Origin of the sequence: Pseudomonas sp. S60, assembly GCF_016647865.1 — a bacterium.
GTDB classification, from domain to species: domain Bacteria; phylum Pseudomonadota; class Gammaproteobacteria; order Pseudomonadales; family Pseudomonadaceae; genus Aquipseudomonas; species Aquipseudomonas parafulva.
Window position 1 is genome coordinate 78,474 of record NZ_JACVVH010000004.1, and the last position, 23,126, is coordinate 101,599.

Below are 23,126 nucleotides of genomic sequence, written 5' to 3' on the forward strand. Positions count from 1 at the left end.
GCCCTTACTTGATCGGCCGTGCACCCGGACAGTTTAATCAGGCTCCGTCCGTGGAATGCAAAAAACCCGCCTGCCATAACAGGCAGGCGGGTTTCGCTGGAGCAATTGCGCTTAGTACGCCAGGCCGAAGTGCGCTTCGTCCATGGCCATCAGGTTGTCGGCACCCGACAGCATGGCGGCCACATGGGTACGGGTGCGCGGCAGGATGCGCTGGAAGTAGAAGCGCGCAGTCTGCAGCTTGGCCGTGTAGAACGCCTGGTCGCCGCTGCCGGCGGCCAGCTTCTCCGCTGCAACACGTGCAATATCTGCCCAGAAATAAGCCAGGCAGGCGTAGCCGGAGTACATCAGGTAATCCACCGACGCTGCGCCCACTTCCTCGCGGTCCTTCATGGCGGCCATGCCCACTTTCATGGTCAGCTCGCCCCACTCCTTGTTGATGGCCGCCAGCGGTTGTACGAAGTCGTTCAGCGCGTCGTTGCCTTCCTGCGCCTGGCAGAACTTGTGCACGATCTTGGTGAAGCCCTTCAGCGCTTCGCCCTGGGTCATCAACACCTTGCGGCCCAGCAGGTCCAGGGCCTGGATACCCGTGGTGCCCTCGTACAACATGGAGATGCGGCTATCGCGCACGTTCTGCTCCATGCCCCACTCGGCGATGAAGCCGTGGCCGCCGTAGATCTGCACGCCATGGTTGGCAGCTTCGAAGCCCACTTCGGTCATGAAGGCCTTGGCGATCGGCGTCAGGAAGGCCAGCAGGGCATCGGCCTTCTTGCGGGCTTCTTCGTCCTGGCTGTACTTGACGATGTCCACCTGCTGCGCGGTGAAATACACCATGGCCCGGTTGCCCTCGGCGAAGGCTTTCATGGTCAGCAGCATACGGCGTACGTCCGGGTGGACGATGATGGGGTCAGCCGCTTTTTCCGGGGCCTTTGGCCCGGTCAGCGAACGCATCTGCAGGCGCTCGCGGGCATACTTGAGGCCGCCCTGGAAGGCCACTTCGGCGTGCGCCAGGCCTTGCAGTGCAGTACCCAGGCGCGCAGTGTTCATGAAGGTGAACATGCAGTTCAGGCCTTTGTTGGCCGGGCCGATCAGGTAGCCGGTAGCGCCGTCGAAGTTCATAACGCAGGTGGCATTGCCGTGGATGCCCATCTTGTGTTCGATGGAACCACAGCTGACGCCGTTGCGCTCACCCGCCGCGCCTTCGGCGTTGGGCAGGAACTTCGGCACGATGAACAGCGAGATGCCTTTGGTACCGGCAGGCGCATCGGGCAGGCGGGCCAGCACGATGTGCACGATGTTCTCGGCCATGTCGTGTTCGCCGGCAGAGATGAAGATCTTGGTGCCCGACACCTTGTAGCTGCCGTCGGCCTGGGGCTCGGCCTTGGTGCGCAACATGCCGAGGTCGGTGCCGCAGTGTGGCTCGGTAAGGCACATGGTGCCAGTCCACTCGCCAGATACCAGCTTGGTCAGGTAGGTGTGCTGCTGTTCGGCTGTGCCGTGAGCAGAAATGGTGTTCATCGCGCCGTGGGAGAGGCCTGGGTACATGCCCCACGACCAGTTGGCGCCACCCACCATCTCGCTCAGCGCCAGGCCCAGCGACTCCGGCAGGCCCTGGCCGCCGTGCTCCACGTCGTGAGCCAGGCTCGGCCAGCCGCCTTCGACGAACTGCTCGTAAGCTTCCTTGAAGCCGGTCGGGGTTTTCACGCCCGACTCGCTCCAGGTGCAGCCTTCCTGGTCACCTACGCGGTTTAGCGGCGCCAATACCTGCTCACAGAACTTCGCGCCCTCTTCCAGAATGGCATCGACCATGTCCGAGGTAGCGTCCTGGCAACCCGGCAGGCTTTGATAATGCGCCTCATAGCCAAGCAGCTCGTCACGAACGAAGCGGATATCACGCAAGGGAGCTTTGTAGTCAGGCATCGCGATGAACCTCTAAGTGAGTTCTGTGGGGGGACCGGCGCACGCGGCAAGGTCTGTCAAACAGTTGTTTGAAACTTACGTTTACCGCAGGCTGATGTCAAGGATGGACGATGGTGCCATTTACGCCGCGGAAAACGACGAAACCGCCACACGGTTGCGCGGCCGTGAAATCACGGGCAGTTGGAGGAGAATGGCTTGAATGAAAAGCGACGGCTGGCTGCGTCGCGCAGGCGGGAGACGCCCCTGCGTCACGCGTGGCTAGCGGAGTAAAGCAGAGGTGTCAGGCGTGGATATCGATGATACGGCCGAGCATGTCATCAGAGGCCTTGGCCACTTTCGCCCCCAGTTCGACCTCGAGCTTGCCCAGCGCCATTTGTACGGTACTGGTGGCAAGGTCCATCTGCTGACTGCGGTCGACGCCGCGCAGGCGTTCTGCCTGGAAGTCGCTGGACTGGCTGGTGGCAGTGCGTTCGGCACTGAGGTTGGCAACCTGGCTGGCGGCCTGGTCGACGCGTTCCTGGCCGGCCTTGATGGCGCCAAGGCCCGCATAGTAGGCAGAACTACCGGTGATTTCCATGTCAGGGCTCCATTGAACCTGGATAACAGACAAGGCTGATTAAAACAGGCCTTGGGTAAAAAGGCCCGTTTAAAACAGTAATAGCTTGTTGCCATCTGATAGGCCCTGGGTATGTCGGTCAGTCCAGCAGGTCCAGTTGCAAGTGCTCAGCGACCATGTCGGCACTCGCCTGCTTCAGCTTAGGCACCCGCCCAAGGCAGGGCGCAGGCAGGCGCTCGGCCAGGCTGGCCAGGTTCTCTTCAAGCCGAGAGGTACGCGGCTCGATGATGTTCGCTACCCACCCCGCCAGTTGCAAGCCATCACGCTCGATAGCCTCGGCGCTGAGCAAGGCATGGCTGATGCAGCCCAGGCGCACGCCAACCACCAAAATGACCGGCAGCTTCAAGGCCACTGCCAGGTCGGACAGGTTTTCCAACCCTGACAACGGCACACGCCACCCGCCGGCCCCTTCTATGAGGGTGAAGTCGGCTTCCTGCTGCAACACAGTGCGCATCGCCCCCAGCAGGTGCGACACCGAGAGCGTGACGCCAGCCTCGCGCGCAGCCACATGGGGTGCGATAGCCGGCTCGAAGGCGAACGGGTTGACCTGCGCGTATTCGAGCTTGACGGTACTTTCGTCAATCAAGGCCTGGGCGTCACTGTTGCGCAAGCCCTTGGCGGTCAGGGTGCAACCGGAAGCCACGGGTTTGGCGCCAAGGGTACTCATCCCCTGCAAACGCGCGGCATGCAGAAGCCCTGCCGCGATGGTGGTCTTGCCGACATCGGTGTCGGTGCCAGCGATGAAATAGGCGTGCCTCATGTGGCTCCCCTTATGCCTGTGGCTTGCGCAACACACCATAGACCACCTGATAGGTGGCTGGCAGCCCCGAGGGTTGGCGAAATGCCTCATAGGCGTGCAGCAACCCCTGCATACGGGCACGGCCAGTCAGGCCAGAAGGCCGGCCAGGGTTGAGGTTGTGCGCGCCCAATGCCTTCAGCTCGTGGGTCAGGCTGCGCACGTCCGGATAATGCAGCACATGCGGGCACTGTTGCAGGGCCAGCGGGCGCAGGCCGCTGGCCGCGCACAGGCGCTGGTACTCATCGAAGCGGCGAAAACGGTTCACATGCACCAGGCCGTCCACTGCCTGCCAGCTGGCCCGCAACTCATCGAGGGTGCCCGTGCACAGGCTGCTGAATGCCAGCACACCGCCGGGCCGCAACACGCGCTGCGCTTCTGACAGCACGCTGGCGAACTGGCTGCACCATTGTACTGCCAGGCTGGAAAACACCAGGTCGACACACCCATCGCTCAGCGGCAGGCGTTCGGCATCGCCCGCCACGTGATACAGCGCACCGCCGTGTGCCTCGCGGGCGTGGCGCAGCATGCCTTCGGCGATATCCACTGCCACGCCGCCGGCCGCAACATAGCGTTGGGCCAGCGCCCGGCTGAAGTGGCCAGTGCCGCTCCCCAGGTCTAGCCAGCGGGAGGGCTGCAGGTCTGCCGGCAGTTGCGCCAGCAGGCGCGTGCCCACCTCGCGCTGCAGGGCTGCAACACTGTCATAGCTGCCTGCGGCCCGGGAAAAGGACGCCGCCACCTGGCGTTTGTCCGGCAGCGTACCGGGCAAGGCGGGTTGGGAAAGGTCAGTCATCGCCACTCTCATGCAAAAAACTCTTGATGCCCGCCGCCAACTCCTGAGGGTACTCCAGCAGAAACGCGTGGGAACTGTCTTCAACCAGGCCCACTTCCACATCTGGCAACAACTCGCTCAGCGCCTGGGCAGCTTCGGCCGGCACCAACGCGTCGCTGCCGGCGAACAGGTGCAACTGAGGGCCGGCAAATGCCTGAAGCGCTTCGCGGGTGTCCAGCTGGGCCAGCACTTCCAGGCCGGTCGCGAGGTAAAGCGGGTCGGTGTCCGGTACACCCACACCGAGCTGGCGCAGGAGGGTGCGCGGTTGCAAGGCACCGTCGCTGCACAGGCTGCGAAAACGCTTGAGGGTCACGGCGGTATGGCTGCGACACCCATCCAGGAAGGTGCCAAAGGTATCTTGCGCCATGCCGTGGGGCCAATCCGCCCGGGCCACGAAACTGGGGTTGCTGGCCAGCGTCAGCAGGCCGCAGCAGTGATCGCCGCGTTTGTGGGCCAAGGCGCTGGCAAGCATGCCACCGAATGACCAGCCGCCCAGCCACACATCGTTGGGCAGCTTGCGGTCCAGGTGGTCGACCCAGCCCTGCACATCCGCGTGGTCAAGCTCCGGCAGTGGCATCAAGGTGATCTGCAGGCGGGCGTCCTGCGCACGCAGGCTGGCGGCGAGCGGCTCCAGGGCCGCGGTACCCAAACCCCAACCCGGCAACAATACAATTCGGTTACGCATCGGCGCGCTCCAGTTGTGGATAACACTCTGCCAATGCATTCAACAATAGCTGCACCTGCGCAGGCGTGTGCGCAGCGCTCAGTGTTACCCGCAGGCGTGCGCTGCTAGCCGGCACGGTGGGCGGGCGAATGGCGGTTACCAGCAGGCCGCGCTCGCGCAACATGGCCGACAGGCGAAGTGCCCGCGCACTGTCACCGATCAGGATCGGCTGGATCGGTGTGGGGCTGTCCATCAGTTGCAGGCCGATCTGGCGTGCCCCCTCACGGAACTGGCCGATCAAGGCGTTCAGTTGTTCACGGCGCCAGGTTTCGGTGCGCAACAGCTCAAGGCTCTTGAGCGTGGCGCAGGCCAAGGCCGGGGGCTGGCTGGTGGTGTAGATGTAAGGGCGGGCGAACTGCACCAGCGTGTCGATCAACGCTTCACTGCCGGCCACAAAGGCGCCAGCGGTGCCGCAGGCCTTGCCCAGGGTACCGATCAGCACCGGCACATCCTCCACGCCCAGGCCAAAATGTTCCACCACGCCACCCCCGCCTACGCCAAGGGTACCCAGCCCATGGGCATCGTCCACCATCAGCCAGGCATCACGGGCGCGGGCAGCACGGGCCAGGCCAGGCAGGTCGGCCACATCGCCATCCATGCTGAACACGCCGTCGGTCACCACTAGGGTGTTACCTGCCGCTTTCTCCAGGCGGGTGGCCAGGCTGGCAGGGTCGTTGTGCAGGTAGCGGCTGAAGCGGGCACCACTGAGCATGCCGCCATCGAGCAGCGAGGCATGGTTAAGGCGGTCCTGCAGCACCGTATCGCCCTTGCCCACCAAGGCCGTGATGGCACCCAGGTTGGCCATGTAGCCGGTGGAAAACAGCAACGCCCGGGGGCGACCGGTCAGTTCGGCCAGGGCCTCCTCGACCTGGTGATGGGCCGTGGTATGCCCCACCACCAGGTGAGAGGCACCGCCGCCCACGCCCCAGCGCTCTGCACCCGCCTGCCACGCCGCAATCACCTGTGGGTGATTGGCCAGGCCCAGGTAGTCATTGCTGCAAAAGGCCAGCAACTGCTGGCCATCGACCACTACCAGCGCCCCCTGAGGGCTGCCCAGCAGCGGGCGTTGCCGGTACAGGTCTGCCGCGCGTCGTTCGGCCAGACGCGTTGCCAGGTCGAACGCCATGTCAGGCCGATGCTGCGTCGTAGAACATCTCGCTGCTGCGCTGCTCCACCAGCGCCTGTTCGATGGCGGCCTGGTGCACTTCGTCGGCATGCTCTTCACGGGCTTCGGGCTTGATGCCCAGGCGCGCGAACAGTTGCATGTCCTTGTCAGCCTGCGGGTTGGCAGTGGTCAGCAGTTTCTCGCCATAGAAGATGGAGTTGGCACCCGCCATGAAGGCCAGGGCCTGCATCTGCTCGTTCATCTGTTCGCGCCCGGCGGAAAGGCGCACATGGGACTTGGGCATCAGAATACGGGCTACGGCCAGCATGCGGATGAAGTCGAAGGGGTCCACGTCCTCTTCTTCGGCCAGCGGCGTGCCGGCAACCTTCACCAGCATGTTGATCGGCACCGACTCGGGGTGTTCAGGCAGGTTGGCCAGCTGAATCAGCAGGCCGGCGCGGTCGTCCAGCGACTCGCCCATGCCCAGAATGCCACCGGAACAGATCTTCATGCCGGCATCGCGCACGTAGGCCAGGGTCTCCAGGCGCTCACCATAGGTACGGGTGGTGATGATGCTGCCGTAGAACTCCGGAGACGTGTCGAGGTTATGGTTGTAGTAGTCCAGCCCGGCCTGGGCCAGTGCCTGCGTTTGCTCCTGGTCAAGCTTGCCCAGGGTCATGCAGGTTTCCAGGCCCATGGCTTTCACCCCTTTGACCATCTCCAGCACGTAGGGCATGTCCTTGGCAGAGGGGTGTTTCCAGGCGGCGCCCATGCAGAAGCGCGTCGAACCGATGGCCTTGGCGCGGGCAGCTTCCTCCAGCACCTTCTGCACTTCCATCAGCTTCTGTTTTTCCAGCCCGGTGTTGTAGTGCCCGGACTGTGGGCAATATTTGCAATCCTCCGGGCAAGCGCCGGTCTTGATCGACAGCAGCGTGGAAACCTGCACGCGATTAGGGTCGAAATGCGCGCGGTGCACGGTCTGCGCCTGGAACAGCAAATCATTGAAAGGCTGCTGGAACAGCGCCCTGACCTCGGCCAGGGACCAGTCGTGACGTGTTGTTGCAGTTGTGCTGGCGCTCATCGGCGTTTCCTTGTTTAGGCTGTAGCTGGTGCCGGGACAAGAACGCCCGCCAGCGGATCACGGATAGCTCGCATAGTCATGGAAGGCCTATGAACTGTCAACCACGCATCAGAAGACTGGTTTACAAGTGGTTATTTAATAATCAAACATGCCTGCTGTGCGATGGCCCGGCGCGGCAGGCTTATCCGCTGTGCATGGCGTGTGAGCAACAGCTGCCCTGGCTGGGGGACCACTGCCTGCGCTGCGCGCTGCCGTTGCCCATGGCCGGCATGACCTGCGGCCAGTGCAGCCGTCGGCCCCCTGCCTTCGATCAGGTCGTAGCGCCTTGGGCCTTCGGCTTTCCGATCGACACCCTGATCAGCCGCTTCAAGCACAACCGCCAGTGGCCCATGGGGCGCCTGATGGCCGAGCAGCTGGGGCAGGCTCTGCTGCATCAGTTTGCAGAGGGGCTGCCGCGCCCACACCTGTTGCTGCCAGTGCCCCTGGCCAGGCGCCGGCTGCGCGAGCGAGGTTTCAACCAGGCGGCGATGCTGGCGCGTTGGCTGTCGGCGCAGCTGTCGGTGCGCTTCGACGAGCGCTTGCTTACCCGCAGCCGTCACACCCCCGCCCAGCAGCAGCTGGACGCCAAGGCCAGGTGGCGCAATCTGCGCCAGGTGTTCTGCCTGTCGGGTGAGGTGCGGGGCTTGCATGTGGCAATCATCGATGACGTGATGACCACCGGGGCCACCGCCCAGGCCATTGCCCAGGTGTTGCGCAAGGCCGGCGCGCAGCGTGTCGATGTATATTGCCTGGCACGCACCCCAAAACCTGGGTATGCATGATCAACCGTGGACCGCCCATGCCCCTGCCAACATCTCTCACCCAGCATATTGCCCATCGCCCGCAGCGTATCGCGCTGCTGCAGCATGTTGCCGAACAGGGCTCCATCACCCGCGCCGCCAAGGCGGCCGGCATCAGCTACAAGGCCGCCTGGGACGCCATCGACGAGCTCAACAACCTGGCCAGCAGGCCGTTGGTGGAGCGCAGTACCGGCGGCCGCGGCGGGGGCGGTGCCAGGTTGTCTGCAGAAGGCGAGCGGGTACTGCGCCTGTACCAACGGCTGCAGGCGCTGCAAACACAAATACTCGAGGCCGCTGAAGAATCCAGCGACCTCGGCCTGCTTGGCCGCCTGATGTTGCGCACCAGTGCGCGCAACCAGTTACAGGGCCAGGTCAGCGGGCTGCGCCGGGAGGGCCGACACGACCGGGTCAGCCTGGCCTTGGGCGGGGGGCTGGAAATCGACGCACTCATTACCCATGACAGCACTGAGCGGCTGGAGTTGACGCTGGGAGCGGTGGTGGTAGCACTGCTGAAGGCTGGCTGGGTGAAGCTGCTGGCGCAGGCGCAAGAAGCGGAGCCTGGCAGCAATTGCTTGAACGCCACCGTGGAAGAAGTACTGGCAGAAGGTGACGGGCCCAGCGAGGTCCGGCTGGCACTGGGAAATGGGCAAACGCTGTGTGCCATTGCCGAGGCTGACTGGTTGGCCGAGCAGCAGGTGCAGGCTGGCAGCGCGGTTCGGGTGCAGTTTCACCCGTCCTATGTGTTGATCGGGATTGCGGCATAGCTGGGCCGGCCTTGTCCAACCTGTGGGCGCAGGTTCAGCCGCGAACAGGCCGGCACCCGTAGAACGCGTTACCATGCCGTATCGTTCACCCCCGGAGTCACCATGTCTCACCCCTTCGCTACCCTGACACCCGACCTGGTGCTGGACGCCGTCGAAAGCCTCGGCTTTCTGAGCGACGCCCGCGTGCTGGCACTCAACAGCTACGAGAACCGCGTGTATCAGGTGGGCATCGAAGGTGAACAACCTCTGATCGCCAAGTTCTACCGCCCCGGGCGCTGGAGCAATGAGGCCATCCTCGAAGAACATGGCTTCACTGCGGAGCTTGCCGAACATGAGGTGCCGGTCGTGGCGCCACTTCAGCACGCAGGCCGTACGCTGTTCGAACACCAGGGTTTTCGCTTTGCCCTGTTCCCGCGCCGCGGTGGTCATGCGCCAGAGCCGGGCAACGCGGACCAGCTTTACCGCTTGGGCCAATTGCTGGGGCGGCTGCATGCGGTCAGCGCCACCAGACCCTTCGAACACCGCGAGGCGCTGGCTGTGGACAACTTCGGCCATGCCTCGCTCGAAACCCTGCTGCAAGGCGGTTTTGTCCCGAGGGAGCTGCTACCCGCCTTCGAGTCCGTGGCCCGTGACGTGCTCAAGCGGGTCGAAGACATCTATGCCCGCACCTCGCACTCGCTCATTCGCCTGCACGGTGACCTGCACCCCGGCAACCTGATGCACCGGGACGAGGTGTACCACGTGGTCGACCTGGACGACTGCCGCATGGGGCCGGCGGTGCAGGACCTGTGGATGATGTTGGCGGGCAGCCGTGAGGAACGTCTGGGGCAACTGGCCGAACTCATCGATGGCTACAACGAATTCCATGACTTCGCGCCGCGCGAACTGGCACTGATCGAACCCTTGCGGGCGCTGCGCCAACTGCACTACAGCGCCTGGCTGGCACGGCGCTGGGATGACCCGGCGTTCCCGCTCAGCTTCCCCTGGTTCGGCCAGCCCCGTTATTGGGGCGACCAGATACTCGCACTGCGCGAACAGATGGCAGCGCTGGATGAAGCCCCTCTTAAATTGTTCTAGAAGCAGGGCCTGGGCTGTCTACAATACGCACTGTTTTATTAGTGACCTGAGCAAGGACTCTGCATGCACGCTGCAAACCCGCGTCGCGGGTATCTGTTGGGCCTCAGTGCCTACATCATCTGGGGCCTGTTCCCCCTTTACTTCAAGGCCATCCAGAGCGTGCCGGCGGTGGAGATCATCGTCCACCGGGTGCTCTGGTCCGCCCTGTTCGGTTCGTTGCTGCTGCTGGTATGGAAGCACCCAGGCTGGTGGCAAGCGCTGTGGCAAAACCCACGCAGGCTTGCCATTCTGGCCTTGAGTGGCACGTTGATCGCGGCCAACTGGCTGACCTATGTGTGGTCGGTTAACAACGGCCGCATGCTCGAGGCCAGCCTGGGCTACTACATCAACCCGTTGATCAATGTGCTGCTGGGCATGCTCATTCTAGGCGAGCGTTTGCGGCGCCTGCAGTGGCTGGCCGTGGCCATGGCAGCATTGGGCGTGGCACAGCAGGTGTGGCAAGTAGGCAGCCTGCCCTGGGTGTCGCTGGCGCTGGCACTCACGTTCGGCTTCTATGGGCTCATCCGCAAACAGGCACCCGTTGCGGCCCTGCCTGGGCTTGTGGTGGAGACCTGGATGCTGGTACCACTGGCCCTGGGCTGGCTGCTGCTGCACCCCACCGCGATGAGCGCGCAAGGTACGTTCTACATCAGCACCGAAGCCTTGTGGCTGATGGCAGCCGGCCCGGTTACGCTGGTGCCCCTGGTGTGCTTCAACGCTGCTGCACGGCACCTGCCCTACACCACCCTGGGCTTCCTGCAATACCTGGCGCCCACCCTGGTGCTGCTGCAAGCAGTGCTGCTGTTCAACGAGCAGTTGTCATCCAGCACGTTGGTGGCGTTCATGTTCATCTGGGCAGGCCTGGCGATTTACAGCGTTGATGCCTGGTGGAATCTGCGCAAGCGCAACTGATCAAAAAACGACCTGATCTCTGCAGGCCAAGCCCTGCAAGGCCTGCAGAGACATCTCCAGAGGTTATCCACACCCTCGTCCCCGCCGTTTGTGCACAACCCGTCAATGCCTGAGCGTTTTTTGACCAAACCTCTGGAAGGCTTGCAGCAGCTGGGCTGGAGGCGAATAGCCCCAGGATATCCACAGGGCCTTCCCCGTTAAACCGGGATAACCCAGACGCTGATCGGGCATGCCTGCGTATCAGTCCTGCGCACGGACCTCCAGTTCGACCATCAGGTCATCCGCCAGGCTCTCCAGGCGCTGTTGCAATGCATCAAGTGGCACATCCAGTGGCAGCGCCAGCAGCGCATTGGCATGGAACAGCGGCTCACTGCTCATGGGCGCCGGCCGCACCTCGGTGGTGAAGCGCTCCACGTTGACCTTCAACTCGGCCAGCAGGCGGGTAATGTCGCGCACAATCCCAGGCCGATCATTGCCCACCAACTCCATGGCGATAGGTTTGGACGAACTGGCAGCATCGGCGCCGCTCTGCGCGATCAGCACCCGTATGCCATGGCTCGTAAGCCCCTCCAGGCCCTGCACCAGCGCTTCATAGTGATCTGCAGGCACGGCGACACGCAGAATGCCGGCAAACTGCCCAGCCATGCGCGACATGCTGCTTTCCAACCAGTTGCCACGGTGGTCGGCAATGCATTGGGCAATGCGCTCCACCTGCCCGGCCTTGTCGGGAGCAATTACAGTGAGTACAAGATGGTCCACGCGTCGTTCCTCCTGTGAGTCTGCGCAAGGCGGCTGGAAACCCGCACCGGTTCAGTATAGGCAAGGCGCGGCAACCTGCCGCAGGGCAATCCTGGATATAAATCGTGTACTGTTTTTAGATTTATCTGGAACAATCACACGTTTTCTTGCGAACATACCGCTTCCCAACGTGACCCTGCGCGACCAATGGGTCGCACAAAGGCGCTTTTAGTCTGATGTTGCCCCGTGTGCTGCTTCATGTAGTATCCCGTGGCGCGGACTACAAAACGTCGTGTGGATGTCTGCCGAGGCGCCTGTGAAGCAGGCACGTTGCCTGCCGTTTGTTAGGGCAGGCCGCACCCAGCCGTGTTCGGGCCCGCCCGGGCGCATGCACTGGTGCTGTGCTTAATGAAGCGCTACAGGCTTAATACAGAAGAGCGAAATAGCTGAGCAGAGTGAGGCAAGCAATGACTGGATACGTTCAAGTCGGTGGCCTTCAGGTCGCCAAGGTCCTGCACGACTTCGTGAACAACGAAGCCATTCCCGGGACCGGCATCGTCGCCGAGCAATTCTGGGCAGGTGCAGAAAAGATCATCAATGACCTCGCTCCAAAGAACAAAGCCCTGCTCGCCAAGCGCGACGAGCTGCAAGCCAAGATCGACGCCTGGCACCAGGCGCGCACAGGCCAGGCCCACGACGCCGCAGCCTATAAGGCCTTCCTGCAAGAAATCGGTTACCTGCTGCCACAAGCCGACGATTTCCAGGCCACTACACAGAACGTGGACGAAGAAATCGCCCACATGGCCGGGCCACAACTGGTGGTGCCGGTCATGAACGCCCGTTTCGCACTGAACGCCGCCAACGCCCGTTGGGGGTCGCTGTACGATGCGCTCTATGGCACAGATGCCATCAGTGACGAAGGCGGCGCTGAAAAGGGTCAGGGCTACAACAAGGTGCGCGGCGACAAGGTCATCGCCTTCGCGCGGGCCTTCCTGGACGAAGCAGCGCCATTGGCGGCCGGCTCACACGTAGAGTCCACCGCCTACCGTATCGAGGCCGGCAAGTTGGTAGTCGCCTTGAAAGGCGGCAGCAACAGCGGCCTGCGCAACGACGCACAACTGGTCGGCTTCCATGGCGACGCCGCCGCCCCCACTGCCGTGCTGCTCAAGCACAACGGCCTGCATTTCGAAATCCAAATCGACGCCAGCACGCCGGTTGGCAGCACCGATGCGGCCGGTGTCAAAGACATCCTGATGGAATCGGCACTGACCACCATCATGGACTGCGAAGACTCGGTCGCCGCCGTGGACGCCGATGACAAAGTCATCGTCTACCGCAATTGGCTGGGCCTGATGAAAGGTGACCTAGCCGAAAGCGTCAGCAAGGGTGGCAAGACCTTCACCCGCACCATGAACCCGGACCGCGAGTACGCAGCGCCTAACGGCGGCAGCGTGACCCTGCATGGCCGTTCGCTGTTGTTCGTGCGCAACGTGGGCCACCTGATGACCAATCCGGCCATCCTCGACGCCCAGGGCAACGAGGTGCCAGAGGGCATTCAGGACGGTCTGTTCACCAACCTGATGGCGCTGCACAACCTCAACGGCAGCAGCAGCCGCAAGAACACCCGCACCGGCAGCGTGTACATCGTCAAACCGAAGATGCACGGCCCTGAAGAAGTCGCCTTCGCCGCCGAAATCTTCAGCCAGGTCGAAGACCTGCTGGGCATGCCGCGCAACACTGTCAAGGTCGGCATCATGGACGAAGAGCGCCGCACCACGGTCAACCTCAAGTCGTGCATCAAGGCGGCTGCCGAGCGTGTGGTGTTCATCAACACCGGCTTCCTCGACCGCACCGGCGATGAAATCCACACCTCGATGGAGGCCGGCGCAGTAGTGCGCAAGGGCGCCATGAAGAACGAGAAATGGATCGGCGCCTACGAGAACAACAACGTTGACGTGGGCCTGGCCACCGGCCTGCAAGGGCGCGCGCAAATTGGCAAAGGCATGTGGGCCATGCCCGACCTGATGGCCGCCATGCTCGAGCAGAAAATCGCCCACCCACTGGCCGGCGCCAACACCGCCTGGGTGCCCTCGCCTACCGCTGCCACCCTGCACGCCCTGCACTACCACAAGGTGGACGTGCAGGCCCGCCAGCGCGAACTGGCCTCGCGCACCCCGGCTTCGGTTGACGATATCCTGGCCATCCCGCTGGCCGCAGACACCAACTGGTCGGCCGAGGAAATCCGCAACGAGCTGGACAACAATGCCCAAGGCATTCTTGGCTACGTGGTTCGCTGGATCGACCAGGGTGTGGGTTGCTCGAAAGTGCCGGACATCAACAACGTCGGCCTGATGGAAGACCGCGCCACCCTGCGCATTTCTGCCCAGTTGCTGGCCAACTGGCTACGCCATGGCGTGGTCAGCCAGGCGCAGGTGTTGGAAAGCCTCAAGCGCATGGCCGTGGTCGTCGACAAGCAAAACGCCAACGACCCGCTGTACCGGCCAATGGCGCCCAACTTCGACGACAACGTGGCGTTCCAGGCTGCCGTGGAGCTGGTAGTAGAAGGGGGCAAGCAGCCCAACGGCTATACCGAGCCGGTGCTGCACCGCCGTCGCCGTGAGTTCAAGGCCCGTAATGGCCTCAATTGAGTGCTTGGGGGCTGCTTTGCAGCCCCCATTTTCTACTGCAGCTTAAGCTCCCGCCTCACCAACTCCAGCAGCTTGTCCAGGTCCACCGGCTTCAGCAGAAAGTCCACGACCCCCAGGTGCATCACATCCACCGCTTCTTTGACGTCGGTATCGCCCGATACCACGATGATCGACAGCGCAGCCCGCCCTGAGTCCGGGATCATGCGCACTTTGCGGATCAGCTCCAGGCCATCTTCGGGCTGCATGCGCAAGTCGGTAATCATCAGGGCGATGCGCGGCTCCCAATGCAGCTTCCACAGCGCCTCCTTGGCACCGTCGGCGGTCATGCAATCGATACCACGGCTTTTCAGGAAATAACCCAAGGCCTCACTGTTGACGGGGTTGTCATCGACGACCAGCACCACAGGCCGCAACGGCGGGGGTGATGTCACGGCTGCCAATGCCTCGCGCTCCGCGTCGCTCAGGATATCGGTATGCTCGGTCATGGTCGTCTCGTCAAAAAATTTTCGCTTCAGTGGTAAGACCGCAGAACATTCGCCACCCGTTTGGCCTTTCGTCGGATCTTTGACAGGGGCAGCCCATAGACTTACGTCCAATGGGCACCATCGCCCTGCGGCCCGACCATGGAGACTGAAAACAACAAAGCCGGCACCTATATATAGATATATATAGTTCGGCGTAGCGATACGGTCAGGTCGATGAGCAAAAAGGACGCCTACAACCAGGCGGGCAGAACGGCGGTGTTGCAGAACATTCAGGGCACCTTGCAGTTCTTGCAGCGCTTCGCACCGTTCAACCAGATGGAACACAGCCATCTGGCCTATCTGGTGGAACAGTGCCAGCTGCGCTTCTATGCCAGCGGCGAGAGCATCATCAAACCCGCCGACGGCCCGGTGGAGCACTTCTACATCGTCAAACAAGGGCGCGTGGTCGGTGAGCGCCAGCACCGGGTGAAACCTGGCGTCGAAACCACCTTCGAGATCACCAGCGGCGAATGCTTCCCACTGGCGGCCCTGCTGGGCGAACGGGCCACCCGTACCGAACACCTGGCCGGTGATGACACCTTCTGCCTGCAACTGAACAAGGCAGCGTTCATCCGCGTGTTTTCGATGTCCGGGGTATTCCGCGATTTTGCCTTGCGTGGGGTCAGCAGCCTGCTCGACCAGGTCAACCAGCAAGTGCGCCAGCGTGCCGTGGAAACCTTGGGTACTCAGTATTCACTGAACACCCCGCTGGGCGAGCTCGCCATGCGCCACCCGGTGGTATGCAGCCCCGATACCCCGCTGCGCGAGGCCGTGCAGCTGATGCACGAACAGCAGGTGGGCAGCATCGTGGTGGTGGACGAGCAGCGTTACCCAACCGGCATCTTCACCCTGCGCGACCTGCGCCAGGTGGTGGCGGCGGCCGATGCCGACCTGAACGCGCCGATCGAGCGCAACATGACCGCCAAGCCGTTCTATCTGAGCCCACAGGCCAGCGCCTTCGACGCCGCCATGGCGATGACCGAGCGGCATATCGCCCATGTGTGCCTGGTGTACAACCAGCGGCTGTGTGGTGTGGTGTCGGAGCGTGACCTGTTCTCGCTGCAACGGGTCGACCTGGTGCACCTGGCCCGCACCATTCGCCATGCCCCGCGCCTGGAAAGCCTGGTTTCGCTGCGTGGCGAAATCAGCCAGCTGGTGGAGCGCATGCTGGCACACGGCGCTTCGTCCATGCAGATTACCCAAATTATCACCCTGCTCAACGACCATACCGTGTGCCGGGTGATCGAGCTGGCACTGGCCGAGCGTGGCGACCCCGGGGTCGCCTTCAGCTGGCTGTGCTTTGGCAGCGAGGGCCGCCGCGAGCAGACACTGCATACCGACCAGGACAACGGCATCCTGTTCGAAGCCACCGACAGTGCCGCCGCCGACGCCATCCGTGCCCGCCTGCTGCCATTGGCGCAGTACATCAACCAGTGCCTGGCCCAGTGCGGTTTCACCCTGTGCAAAGGCAACGTAATGGCCGGCAACCCCGAATTGTGCCTGTCACGTAGCGAATGGGCACGGCGCTTTGCGGGGTTCGTGCGTGAGGCCAGCCCGGAGAACCTGCTGGGCTCAAGCATCTATTTCGACCTGCGCGTGGTGTGGGGCGACGAACAGGGCTGCGAGCAACTGCGCCAGGGCTTGCTGGAGCAGGTGGCCGACAACCGCATCTTCCAGCGCATGCTGGCAGACAATGCACTTCGCCAGCGCCCGCCCGTTGGCCGTTTGCGTGATTTCGTGCTGACCCGCCAGGGCAACGACAAGGCCGCCACCCTCGACCTCAAGGTGCAGGGTCTCACCCCCTTCGTCGACGGTGCCCGGCTGCTGGCGCTGGCCAATGGCGTGGGGGCGTGCAATACCCTCGAGCGGATTCGCCAACTGGTGGCCAAGGGCATTATCGAGCCACTGGACGGCGCGGCCTATGAGGAGGCCTACCACTTCATCCAGCAAACCCGCATGCAGCAACACCAGCGGCAGGCGCGGGACAACCTGGCGTACTCCAACCGCCTGGACCCGGACAGCCTGAACCACCTGGACCGGCGCATTTTGCGCGAGTCCCTGCGCCAGGCCCAGCGCCTGCAAAGCAGCCTGGCGTTGCGGTACCAGCTGTGAGCCTGTTTACCTGGCTCCGCCCCAGTGCGGCACCGCAACTGCACCCCCTGGCCCGCCAGCGTCTGGCCCGGCTGCCCAAGCCTGCGGCCCTGGGGGTATGCACCCTGCGTGAGCAGCGCTGGGTGGTGCTGGACCTGGAAACCAGCGGCCTGAATACCCACCGCGACCAAGTGCTGTCGATGGGTGCGGTTGCCATCGAAGACGGCGCGCTGGACTTCGCGCAGCAGTTCGAGCGTACCCTGCACCGGCCCGAGCAGAAGACCAACGCCAGCGTGCTGATCCATGGCCTGGGGCCCGATGCCCTCGCGGCAGGTTGCGACCCGGCGGAAGCCTTGCTCGACCTGCTGGAATTTATCGGCGACAGCCCGGTGCTGGCGTTTCATGCCCCCTTCGACCAGCGCATGCTGGCGCGAGCGCTCAAACAGAGCTTGGGCCACCGCCTGCAGGTACCCTTCATGGACGTGGCAGAAATTGCCCCGATGCTGAACCCTGACACGGTGCTGCGCGAGGCCGGGCTGGACGACTGGGTAGCGCGCTTTGGCCTGCAGGTGCAGGAGCGCCATCATGCCAGTGCCGACGCCCAGGTGACGGCGGAGCTGGCCCTGATCCTGTTCAGCCAGGCCAGGCGCCAGCAACTGGACAGCCCACTACAGCTGGAACAACGGCTGCGTGGCTGGCGCCGGCGCACTACCCATACCCACGGTATATAGCGCCTGCGAATCACGACAGACGGCACCGTAGCAGGGTCCTGGGGAGTAACTGTCTTCCACAAGGTCTCAAAGTTGACGCAATCACTGTGTGAGCAACTGTCTGCCACAAGATCTCAAAGCTGGCGCAATCACTGTGGGAGCGGGTTGATGTGGCCTGCTTGCGAAATAAATCAATTGCGCGGCATCGCAAACCTAAAGGCTGGGTACCCGATGACCGTGCATTGCACATCCCCCCGCGCCTCTGTAACAATCGCGAATAGTTATCGTTAGTTAGTGCATACGTTCCAGGGGGGACGCTGCTTGCCTGCTCAGAGCCCACACGCCGATCTGGTCGGTGCGTTGTACCGCGACCATCGCGGCTGGCTGCTCGCCTGGCTGCAACGCAGCATGGCCTGCCGCCAACGCGCCGAAGACCTCAGCCAGGACACTTTCGTGCGCCTGCTCGGCCGTGAGCAGTTGCAAGCCCCGCGTGAGCCACGGGCGTTCTTGGCTGCGGTGGCCAAGGGCCTGATGTTCGATCACTTCCGCCGCGCTGCCCTGGAGCAAGCCTACCTGGCCGAGCTTGCGCAGCTGCCCCCTGCCGAACATCCCTCGCCCCAGGTGCAGCACCTCATCCTCGAAGACCTCAAAGCCATCGACCGCCTGCTGGGCAAGCTGTCCAGCAAGGCCCGCACCGCCTTCCTGCACAACCGCCTCGACGGCATGGGCCACGCCGAAATCGCCGAACGCCTCGGGGTATCGGTATCCCGGGTGCGCCAGTACATCGCCCAGGGCATGCGCCAGTGCTACGTGGCCCTGTATGGGGAACCCACGTGAACAACGCACCGGTATCGGCCAAGGTGCTGGAGGCCGCCATCGCCTGGAAGCTCAGCCTGGACGACATTGGCACAGCCCCGGATGAGCGCAGTGCCTTCATGCGCTGGCACGCCGCTAGCGATGAACATGCCCGTGCCTGGCGCCAGCTTGCGGCCCTGGATACCCGCGTCAGCGCGGCCGCAGGCCCGGCACGCCAGGCCCTGCTGCAATCACGGGCAGGTTTGCGCCAGCGTGTCAGCAAGCTTGGCGGGGGGGTGGCAGGCCTGTTCCTGCTCGGTTCCTTGCTGGCGTGGGTGGGCGCGCCCTCACTGGCGCCGAGCTACTGGCTGGCAGACCAACGCACCGCCACCGGCGAGTTGCGTACCCTGCGCCTGGAAGACGGCACCATGCTCAGCCTCAATACCCACACCGCCGTGGATATCAATTACCAAGGCCAGCAGCGGGTAATCGTGCTGCATCAGGGTGAAATCTCCATCGAGACCGGCCATGAAGACCCGCGCCCACTGCTGGTACGCACCGATGACGGCCGCCTGCGGCCACTGGGCACGCGTTTTCTGGTACGCCGGGAGACCGAAGGCACGCGCCTGGAGGTGTTGCAGGCCTCGGTAGGCGCCCGGCCCTCCAACAGCGGCGATGAGCAGGTGCTGAGCGAGGGCCAGCAGGTGCTGATGAACGCCAATGGCCTGGGCCAGATCGGCGCCGTGGCGCCCGGCGCAGATGCTTGGACCCGCGGCATGCTGGTGGTGGAAGACATGCGCCTGGCCGACTTGTTGGCCACCCTGGGGCGGTACCGCAGCGGCTACCTGGGCGTGGACGACAAGGTCGCCGACCTGCGGGTAAGCGGCAGCTTCCCGCTGGCCGATACTGACCTGGCGCTGGAGTCACTGGTACCCGCGCTACCGGTCAAAATCGAGCGACATACCCATTGGTGGGTCAACGTCACACCCCGGTAAGTTGGCCAGGCATTGCACCGGCCCATTATTTTTTGCCCTACCCCTGTCACTTTTCAAACCTCGCCCGGCAAGGAAGCAGTTAGCACTTATCCGTTTAGGAGCCGCTGCATGTCCCGAGCTGTCGATCGTATCCTGCGCCCCAGCCTGATGGCCCTGGCCATCGCCGTGAGCGCGCCCCTGGCAAGCCCCGCCTTGCTGGCCGCCGAGCAGGCCAACACCCGAGCCTACGCGCTGCCGAGCGGGCCGCTGGCCGCTACCCTGAACCAGATCGCCAGCCAGGCCGGCATCGCCCTGGCCATCGACCCGGCGCTGGTCAGCGGCCGCAGGTCGGCACCGGTCAATGGCCAGTACAACGGCCTGGGCGCCCTGCAGGCCGCGCTGCAAGGCAGCGGTCTGCAGTTGCAGCAGAGCAGCGTGGGCAGCTACAGCCTGGTAGCCGTTGCACAGGGCAGCCTGGCGCTGCCGGCCACCACCGTGGATGCCGCCAGCGTCAGCGAAAATGCCTGGGGCCCCGTGGAAGGTTACGTGGCAAAACGCACCGCGGCGGGCACCAAGACCGATACTGCGCTGGTCGAGGTGCCCCGCTCCATCTCTGTGGCCACCCGTGAGCAAATGAAAGACCGTGGCGTTCACAGCCTGGATGATGCGGTGCGTTACATGCCGGGCATCGTCTCGGCAAGCTTTGGCAGTGACACGCGCTATGACTGGATGCGCGTGCGCGGCTTCGAACCCACCCAGTTCCTCGACGGCCTGCCATTGCCCCGTGGCGTGTATGCCAACCCAAAGGCAGAAACCTGGAACCTCGACCGCCTGGCCCTGCTGCGCGGCCCGGCCTCATCACTGTATGGCCAGACCCCGCCCGGTGGCCTGCTGGACATGGTCAGCCGTCGCCCGCAGGCCGAGAGCAGTCATGAAATCGAGTTGCAGTATGGCAGCGACAACCATCGCCAGATCAACTTTGCCAGCACGGGCAAGATCGACGACCAAGGGCAATGGCTTTACGGCATCAGCGGTGTAGTTCGCGATGGCGGTACGCCCATCGATCATATCGATGACAAGCGCTACAACATTGCGCCCAGCCTCACCTGGAACATCGACGAAGACACCTCGCTGACCCTGCTCAGCCAGTTCACCCGCGACGATACCGGTGCCACCAGCCAGTTCCGGCCCGTACAAGGCACCAAGATCGACATGCCGTTCGGCAAGGTATCGCACCACAAGAACCTGGGCGACCCAGGCTACGAATACTACGACCGTACTTACTACGCGCTGGGCTATGCCTTCGAGCACCGGTTGAATGACGTTTGGCAGTTCCGCCAGAACGTGCGCTACACCAAGTCCGACCTGGCGTTCCAGACCATCACCCCCGGCAGCTACAACCGCGAGAACCCGCCTGTGAGTGACGATGGCACCGTTCGGCGGATGTCCACCAACACCGATGAAGACATCAGCCAGTTTGCGGTGGACAACAATTTCCAGGCGGACTTCAACACCGGCGCCCTCAGCCATACCTTGCTGATAGGCCTGGACCACCAGCGAATCAACACCAACTACCTGTCGATCTTCGGCTTTGACGTGCCGGACAGCAACGTCAACAACCCGGTGTATGGCTTGCCCATCACCCGCCCGCCCCGCTCCACGGCGTTCTATGACTACAACCAGAAAACCCGGCAAACCGGCGTGTACCTGCAGGATCAGATGGCACTGGACAACTGGCGCCTGACCCTGGGCGGTCGTGAAGACTGGGTGCACACGGGCACCAAATTCTTCAATAAAGACGACGCCACCCATACCCAGCGGGACAAGCAGTTCAGCGGCAACGCCGCGCTCAGCTACGTATTCGACTCAGGCTTCGTGCCTTACCTGTCCTACGCCGAGTCGTTCCAGCCCACCCTCAACGCAACGGCATCACCTACCGAGTCGTTCAAGCCTACCGAAGGCAAGCAGTGGGAGCTGGGGGTGAAATATCAACCGCCAGGCTCCAGCACCCTGCTTTCTGCTGCTGTGTACGACCTGACCCAGAAGAACGTGTCAGTAACCAACACCGTCGGCGGCATCACCCTCACCAGCCAGACCGGTGAAGTGAAGGTACGTGGCCTGGAACTGGAAGCCGTGTCGGATGTGAGCGACAACCTGAAGGTGATCGCCACCTATACCCTGGCCAAATCTGATGTCCAGAAAGGCGACTACAAAGGTAACCGCCTGCAACTGATGCCCAACCAGCAGGCATCGGTATGGGGCGACTACACCTGGCATGCAGGGGTACTCGATGGGTTCGGCATCGGCTTGGGCGCGCGCTACACCGGCAACACCTATGGCGACCAGGCCAACACCTACCTGGGCAAGGCGAATGCCTACACCGTGTTCGATGCCTCCGTGCATTACGACCTGGGCCGCCTTGCCAACAGCCTCAAAGGTGCGTCGGTTGCGGTCAATGCCACCAACCTGTTCAACAAGGACTACCTGTCGACCTGCGACAGCTACTACTGCTACTACGGTGACGAACGCAGCGTGGTGGCCAGCGCTTCCTACCAGTTCTGAGTAACGGGGCGGCCGCGTTGCGCCCCCCCAGCTTGAACGCCCCAACCGGTACCCCGATGAAAAGCCCAACCATCCGCCGCTGGTCGACGGTCCATACTTACAGCAGCCTGGTGTGCACGGTGTTCCTGCTGTTGCTGGCCATTACCGGCCTGCCGCTGATCTTCCACCACGAACTGGAACACCTGCTGGGCGATGCGCCCGAGCTGCGCCAGATGGCTGCGGGTACTCCACACCTGGACCTGGAGCAGTTGGTACTCAAGGCCGAGCGGCACCGCCCGGGCGAAGTCATGCAGTACTTCGGCTTCGATGCCGACGAGCCCGACGGTGTGGTTGCCATTACCGCCGCCACGGCCGGCACCGAGCCCAATGCCTCCCACACCTTCATGCTCGACGCCCGCACCGGCGAGGCCGTGGCCATGCCCGCCGCCAATGGCGGGTTCATGATGGTCATGCTGCGCCTGCACGTGGACATGTTCGCCGGGCTGCCGGGCAAGCTGCTACTCGCTTTCATGGGTGTGCTGTTCATCGTGGCGATCGTCTCCGGCACCGTGCTGTACGCACCGTTCATGCGCCGGCTGCCCTTTGCGGCAGTGCGCCGGGACAAGTCCACCCGGCTGCGCTGGCTCGACCTGCACAACCTGATTGGCATCGTCACGTTGACCTGGGCCTTGGTGGTCGGGGTAACGGGCGTGATCAGCGCGCTGTCCGACCTGGTGATCGCCGCCTGGCGCAACGACAGCCTGGTGACCATGGTGGCGCCTTACCGTGATGCCCCGCCGCTGACCGAGCGGGCGCCGGCCAGTCACCTGCTGCACATTGCCGAGCAGGCTGCACCCGGCATGCAGGCAGACTTCATCGCCTTCCCTGGGACGCGCTTTTCCAGCGAGCACCACTATGCCGTATTCATGAAGGGTGCCAGCCACCTGACGTCGCACCTGCTCACCCCGGTCCTGATCGACGCCCGCAACCTGGCGGTGACCGCCGTTGGCGAGCGCCCCTGGTACATGGATGCCATGGGGCTCTCGCAGCCGCTGCACTTCGGCGATTACGGCGGGCGGCCCATGCAGGTGCTCTGGGCGGTACTCGATACCCTGACCATCGTGGTACTGCTCAGTGGCCTGTACCTGTGGTGGGGCAAGCAGCGTAGAGCGCGGGAGCAAAAACCATGAGCCACAGCTCACGCAGTACCTGGCGTATCTTCGCCTGGCCAGGGCTGATCGCGATACTTGGCGCGGCGGGGCTGTTCGCCGCGCTGCTCGGTGACGGCGTATGGGACATGCTGGCCTGGCTGGGCCTTGGCCTGCCGGCGGTACTGGGCGCATACGGCCTTGGCAAACGTTGAGGTAGCCGGGTAACGCGCCTGAGCCTGCCAGGCCCACCAG

At 63.4% G+C, this 23,126-nt stretch carries 21 protein-coding genes; 12 read left to right on the forward strand and 9 right to left on the reverse strand.

Features of this window, described 5'->3' with window-relative positions:
• Positions 1-111: 111 nt before the first annotated feature.
• The 7 genes from IAE33_RS03135 to bioB all read right to left on the reverse strand — a co-directional run bounded on the left by IAE33_RS03135 (position 112) and on the right by bioB (position 7,071).
• Positions 112-1,917: a phenylacyl-CoA dehydrogenase gene (locus tag IAE33_RS03135; RefSeq protein ID WP_201162107.1), complete on the reverse strand. Its 1,806-nt coding sequence runs from the start codon at positions 1,915-1,917 to the stop codon at positions 112-114.
• 280 nt (positions 1,918-2,197) lie between these two features.
• Complete coding sequence (locus IAE33_RS03140) at positions 2,198-2,494, reverse strand: hypothetical protein (RefSeq protein ID WP_028633652.1); 297 nt, start codon at positions 2,492-2,494, stop codon at positions 2,198-2,200.
• 118 nt (positions 2,495-2,612) lie between these two features.
• Positions 2,613-3,293: a dethiobiotin synthase gene (gene bioD / locus IAE33_RS03145; protein ID WP_201162109.1), complete on the reverse strand. Its 681-nt coding sequence runs from the start codon at positions 3,291-3,293 to the stop codon at positions 2,613-2,615.
• Positions 3,294-3,303: 10 nt separating this feature from the next.
• Positions 3,304-4,122 carry a malonyl-ACP O-methyltransferase BioC gene (gene bioC, locus IAE33_RS03150; RefSeq protein WP_201162111.1) on the reverse strand — a complete coding sequence of 273 codons (819 nt, stop codon included), beginning with the start codon at positions 4,120-4,122 and terminating at the stop codon, positions 3,304-3,306.
• Positions 4,115-4,846: an alpha/beta fold hydrolase gene (locus IAE33_RS03155; RefSeq protein ID WP_201162113.1), complete on the reverse strand. Its 732-nt coding sequence runs from the start codon at positions 4,844-4,846 to the stop codon at positions 4,115-4,117. The genes bioC and IAE33_RS03155 overlap by 8 nt, the downstream gene beginning before the upstream one ends.
• Positions 4,839-6,011, reverse strand: a complete 1,173-nt coding sequence (bioF, locus tag IAE33_RS03160) for an 8-amino-7-oxononanoate synthase (RefSeq protein ID WP_201162114.1) — start codon at positions 6,009-6,011, stop codon at positions 4,839-4,841. Before bioF ends, IAE33_RS03155 begins: the two co-directional genes overlap by 8 nt.
• Before the next feature lies 1 nt (position 6,012).
• Positions 6,013-7,071, reverse strand: a complete 1,059-nt coding sequence (bioB, locus tag IAE33_RS03165) for a biotin synthase BioB (protein WP_201162116.1) — start codon at positions 7,069-7,071, stop codon at positions 6,013-6,015.
• A gap of 89 nt (positions 7,072-7,160) precedes the next feature.
• Between bioB and IAE33_RS03170 the strand changes: the two genes are divergently transcribed.
• The 4 genes from IAE33_RS03170 (at position 7,161) to rarD (ending at position 10,702) form a co-directional block, all read left to right on the forward strand.
• A complete protein-coding gene (locus IAE33_RS03170) occupies positions 7,161-7,892 on the forward strand; it encodes a ComF family protein (protein WP_201162118.1) in 732 nt (243 codons plus the stop codon).
• A 17-nt stretch (positions 7,893-7,909) separates the two neighbouring features.
• The gene (locus IAE33_RS03175; protein ID WP_028633659.1) at positions 7,910-8,674 is read left to right on the forward strand and encodes a TOBE domain-containing protein; all 765 of its coding nucleotides are present in this window, start codon (positions 7,910-7,912) and stop codon (positions 8,672-8,674) included.
• Positions 8,675-8,776: 102 nt separating this feature from the next.
• On the forward strand, positions 8,777-9,751 hold the full coding sequence (locus IAE33_RS03180) for a serine/threonine protein kinase (protein WP_201162120.1): 975 nt from the start codon (positions 8,777-8,779) through the stop codon (positions 9,749-9,751).
• A gap of 63 nt (positions 9,752-9,814) precedes the next feature.
• Entirely contained in the window at positions 9,815-10,702 is an 888-nt protein-coding gene (gene rarD / locus IAE33_RS03185) for an EamA family transporter RarD (RefSeq protein ID WP_201162122.1), read from the forward strand.
• A 240-nt stretch (positions 10,703-10,942) separates the two neighbouring features.
• Here rarD and IAE33_RS03190 read toward each other — a convergent pair whose 3' ends face one another.
• Complete coding sequence (locus IAE33_RS03190; RefSeq protein ID WP_201162124.1) at positions 10,943-11,461, reverse strand: glycine cleavage system protein R; 519 nt, start codon at positions 11,459-11,461, stop codon at positions 10,943-10,945.
• 446 nt (positions 11,462-11,907) lie between these two features.
• Here IAE33_RS03190 and IAE33_RS03195 point away from each other — a divergent pair, with 446 nt between their 5' ends.
• Positions 11,908-14,088 carry a malate synthase G gene (locus tag IAE33_RS03195; RefSeq protein ID WP_201162125.1) on the forward strand — a complete coding sequence of 727 codons (2,181 nt, stop codon included), beginning with the start codon at positions 11,908-11,910 and terminating at the stop codon, positions 14,086-14,088.
• 32 nt (positions 14,089-14,120) lie between these two features.
• On the opposite strand, the gene IAE33_RS03200 is transcribed toward IAE33_RS03195, so the two are convergent.
• Positions 14,121-14,573 (reverse strand): response regulator, encoded by a 453-nt coding sequence (locus IAE33_RS03200; RefSeq protein WP_236406014.1) that lies wholly within the window; start codon positions 14,571-14,573, stop codon positions 14,121-14,123.
• A 213-nt stretch (positions 14,574-14,786) separates the two neighbouring features.
• Between IAE33_RS03200 and IAE33_RS03205 the strand changes: the two genes are divergently transcribed.
• The 7 genes from IAE33_RS03205 to IAE33_RS03235 all read left to right on the forward strand — a co-directional run bounded on the left by IAE33_RS03205 (position 14,787) and on the right by IAE33_RS03235 (position 23,086).
• Entirely contained in the window at positions 14,787-16,724 is a 1,938-nt protein-coding gene (locus IAE33_RS03205; RefSeq protein WP_201162129.1) for a DUF294 nucleotidyltransferase-like domain-containing protein, read from the forward strand.
• Positions 16,721-17,434 carry a 3'-5' exonuclease gene (locus tag IAE33_RS03210; protein WP_201162131.1) on the forward strand — a complete coding sequence of 238 codons (714 nt, stop codon included), beginning with the start codon at positions 16,721-16,723 and terminating at the stop codon, positions 17,432-17,434. The genes IAE33_RS03205 and IAE33_RS03210 overlap by 4 nt, the downstream gene beginning before the upstream one ends.
• A gap of 300 nt (positions 17,435-17,734) precedes the next feature.
• Positions 17,735-18,250, forward strand: coding sequence for an RNA polymerase sigma factor (locus IAE33_RS03215; RefSeq protein ID WP_201162133.1), 516 nt, complete (start codon positions 17,735-17,737; stop codon positions 18,248-18,250).
• Positions 18,247-19,203 carry a FecR domain-containing protein gene (locus tag IAE33_RS03220; RefSeq protein ID WP_201162135.1) on the forward strand — a complete coding sequence of 319 codons (957 nt, stop codon included), beginning with the start codon at positions 18,247-18,249 and terminating at the stop codon, positions 19,201-19,203. The genes IAE33_RS03215 and IAE33_RS03220 overlap by 4 nt, the downstream gene beginning before the upstream one ends.
• 108 nt (positions 19,204-19,311) lie before the next feature.
• The gene (locus IAE33_RS03225) at positions 19,312-21,744 is read left to right on the forward strand and encodes a TonB-dependent siderophore receptor (protein WP_201162137.1); all 2,433 of its coding nucleotides are present in this window, start codon (positions 19,312-19,314) and stop codon (positions 21,742-21,744) included.
• Between the two features lie 56 nt (positions 21,745-21,800).
• Positions 21,801-22,913, forward strand: a complete 1,113-nt coding sequence (locus IAE33_RS03230; protein WP_201162139.1) for a PepSY-associated TM helix domain-containing protein — start codon at positions 21,801-21,803, stop codon at positions 22,911-22,913.
• Positions 22,910-23,086, forward strand: coding sequence for a hypothetical protein (locus IAE33_RS03235; RefSeq protein ID WP_201162141.1), 177 nt, complete (start codon positions 22,910-22,912; stop codon positions 23,084-23,086). Before IAE33_RS03230 ends, IAE33_RS03235 begins: the two co-directional genes overlap by 4 nt.
• Positions 23,087-23,126: the final 40 nt, after the last annotated feature.

Bases quoted from the DNA above. Each gene is read 5' to 3' on its own strand.
- IAE33_RS03235 (WP_201162141.1), top strand. From the start codon at position 22,910: ATGAGCCACAGCTCACGCAGTACCTGGCGTATCTTCGCCTGGCCAGGG.
- IAE33_RS03230 (WP_201162139.1), top strand. From the start codon at position 21,801: ATGAAAAGCCCAACCATCCGCCGCTGGTCGACGGTCCATACTTACAGC.
- IAE33_RS03205 (WP_201162129.1), top strand. From the start codon at position 14,787: ATGAGCAAAAAGGACGCCTACAACCAGGCGGGCAGAACGGCGGTGTTG.
- IAE33_RS03225 (WP_201162137.1), top strand. From the start codon at position 19,312: ATGTCCCGAGCTGTCGATCGTATCCTGCGCCCCAGCCTGATGGCCCTG.
- IAE33_RS03200 (WP_236406014.1), bottom strand. From the start codon at position 14,573: ATGACCGAGCATACCGATATCCTGAGCGACGCGGAGCGCGAGGCATTG.
- IAE33_RS03155 (WP_201162113.1), bottom strand. From the start codon at position 4,846: ATGCGTAACCGAATTGTATTGTTGCCGGGTTGGGGTTTGGGTACCGCG.
- IAE33_RS03180 (WP_201162120.1), top strand. From the start codon at position 8,777: ATGTCTCACCCCTTCGCTACCCTGACACCCGACCTGGTGCTGGACGCC.
- rarD (WP_201162122.1), top strand. From the start codon at position 9,815: ATGCACGCTGCAAACCCGCGTCGCGGGTATCTGTTGGGCCTCAGTGCC.
- bioD (WP_201162109.1), bottom strand. From the start codon at position 3,293: ATGAGGCACGCCTATTTCATCGCTGGCACCGACACCGATGTCGGCAAG.
- bioF (WP_201162114.1), bottom strand. From the start codon at position 6,011: ATGGCGTTCGACCTGGCAACGCGTCTGGCCGAACGACGCGCGGCAGAC.
- bioB (WP_201162116.1), bottom strand. From the start codon at position 7,071: ATGAGCGCCAGCACAACTGCAACAACACGTCACGACTGGTCCCTGGCC.
- IAE33_RS03140 (WP_028633652.1), bottom strand. From the start codon at position 2,494: ATGGAAATCACCGGTAGTTCTGCCTACTATGCGGGCCTTGGCGCCATC.
- IAE33_RS03175 (WP_028633659.1), top strand. From the start codon at position 7,910: ATGCCCCTGCCAACATCTCTCACCCAGCATATTGCCCATCGCCCGCAG.
- bioC (WP_201162111.1), bottom strand. From the start codon at position 4,122: ATGACTGACCTTTCCCAACCCGCCTTGCCCGGTACGCTGCCGGACAAA.
- IAE33_RS03195 (WP_201162125.1), top strand. From the start codon at position 11,908: ATGACTGGATACGTTCAAGTCGGTGGCCTTCAGGTCGCCAAGGTCCTG.
- IAE33_RS03170 (WP_201162118.1), top strand. From the start codon at position 7,161: ATGAACTGTCAACCACGCATCAGAAGACTGGTTTACAAGTGGTTATTT.
- IAE33_RS03135 (WP_201162107.1), bottom strand. From the start codon at position 1,917: ATGCCTGACTACAAAGCTCCCTTGCGTGATATCCGCTTCGTTCGTGAC.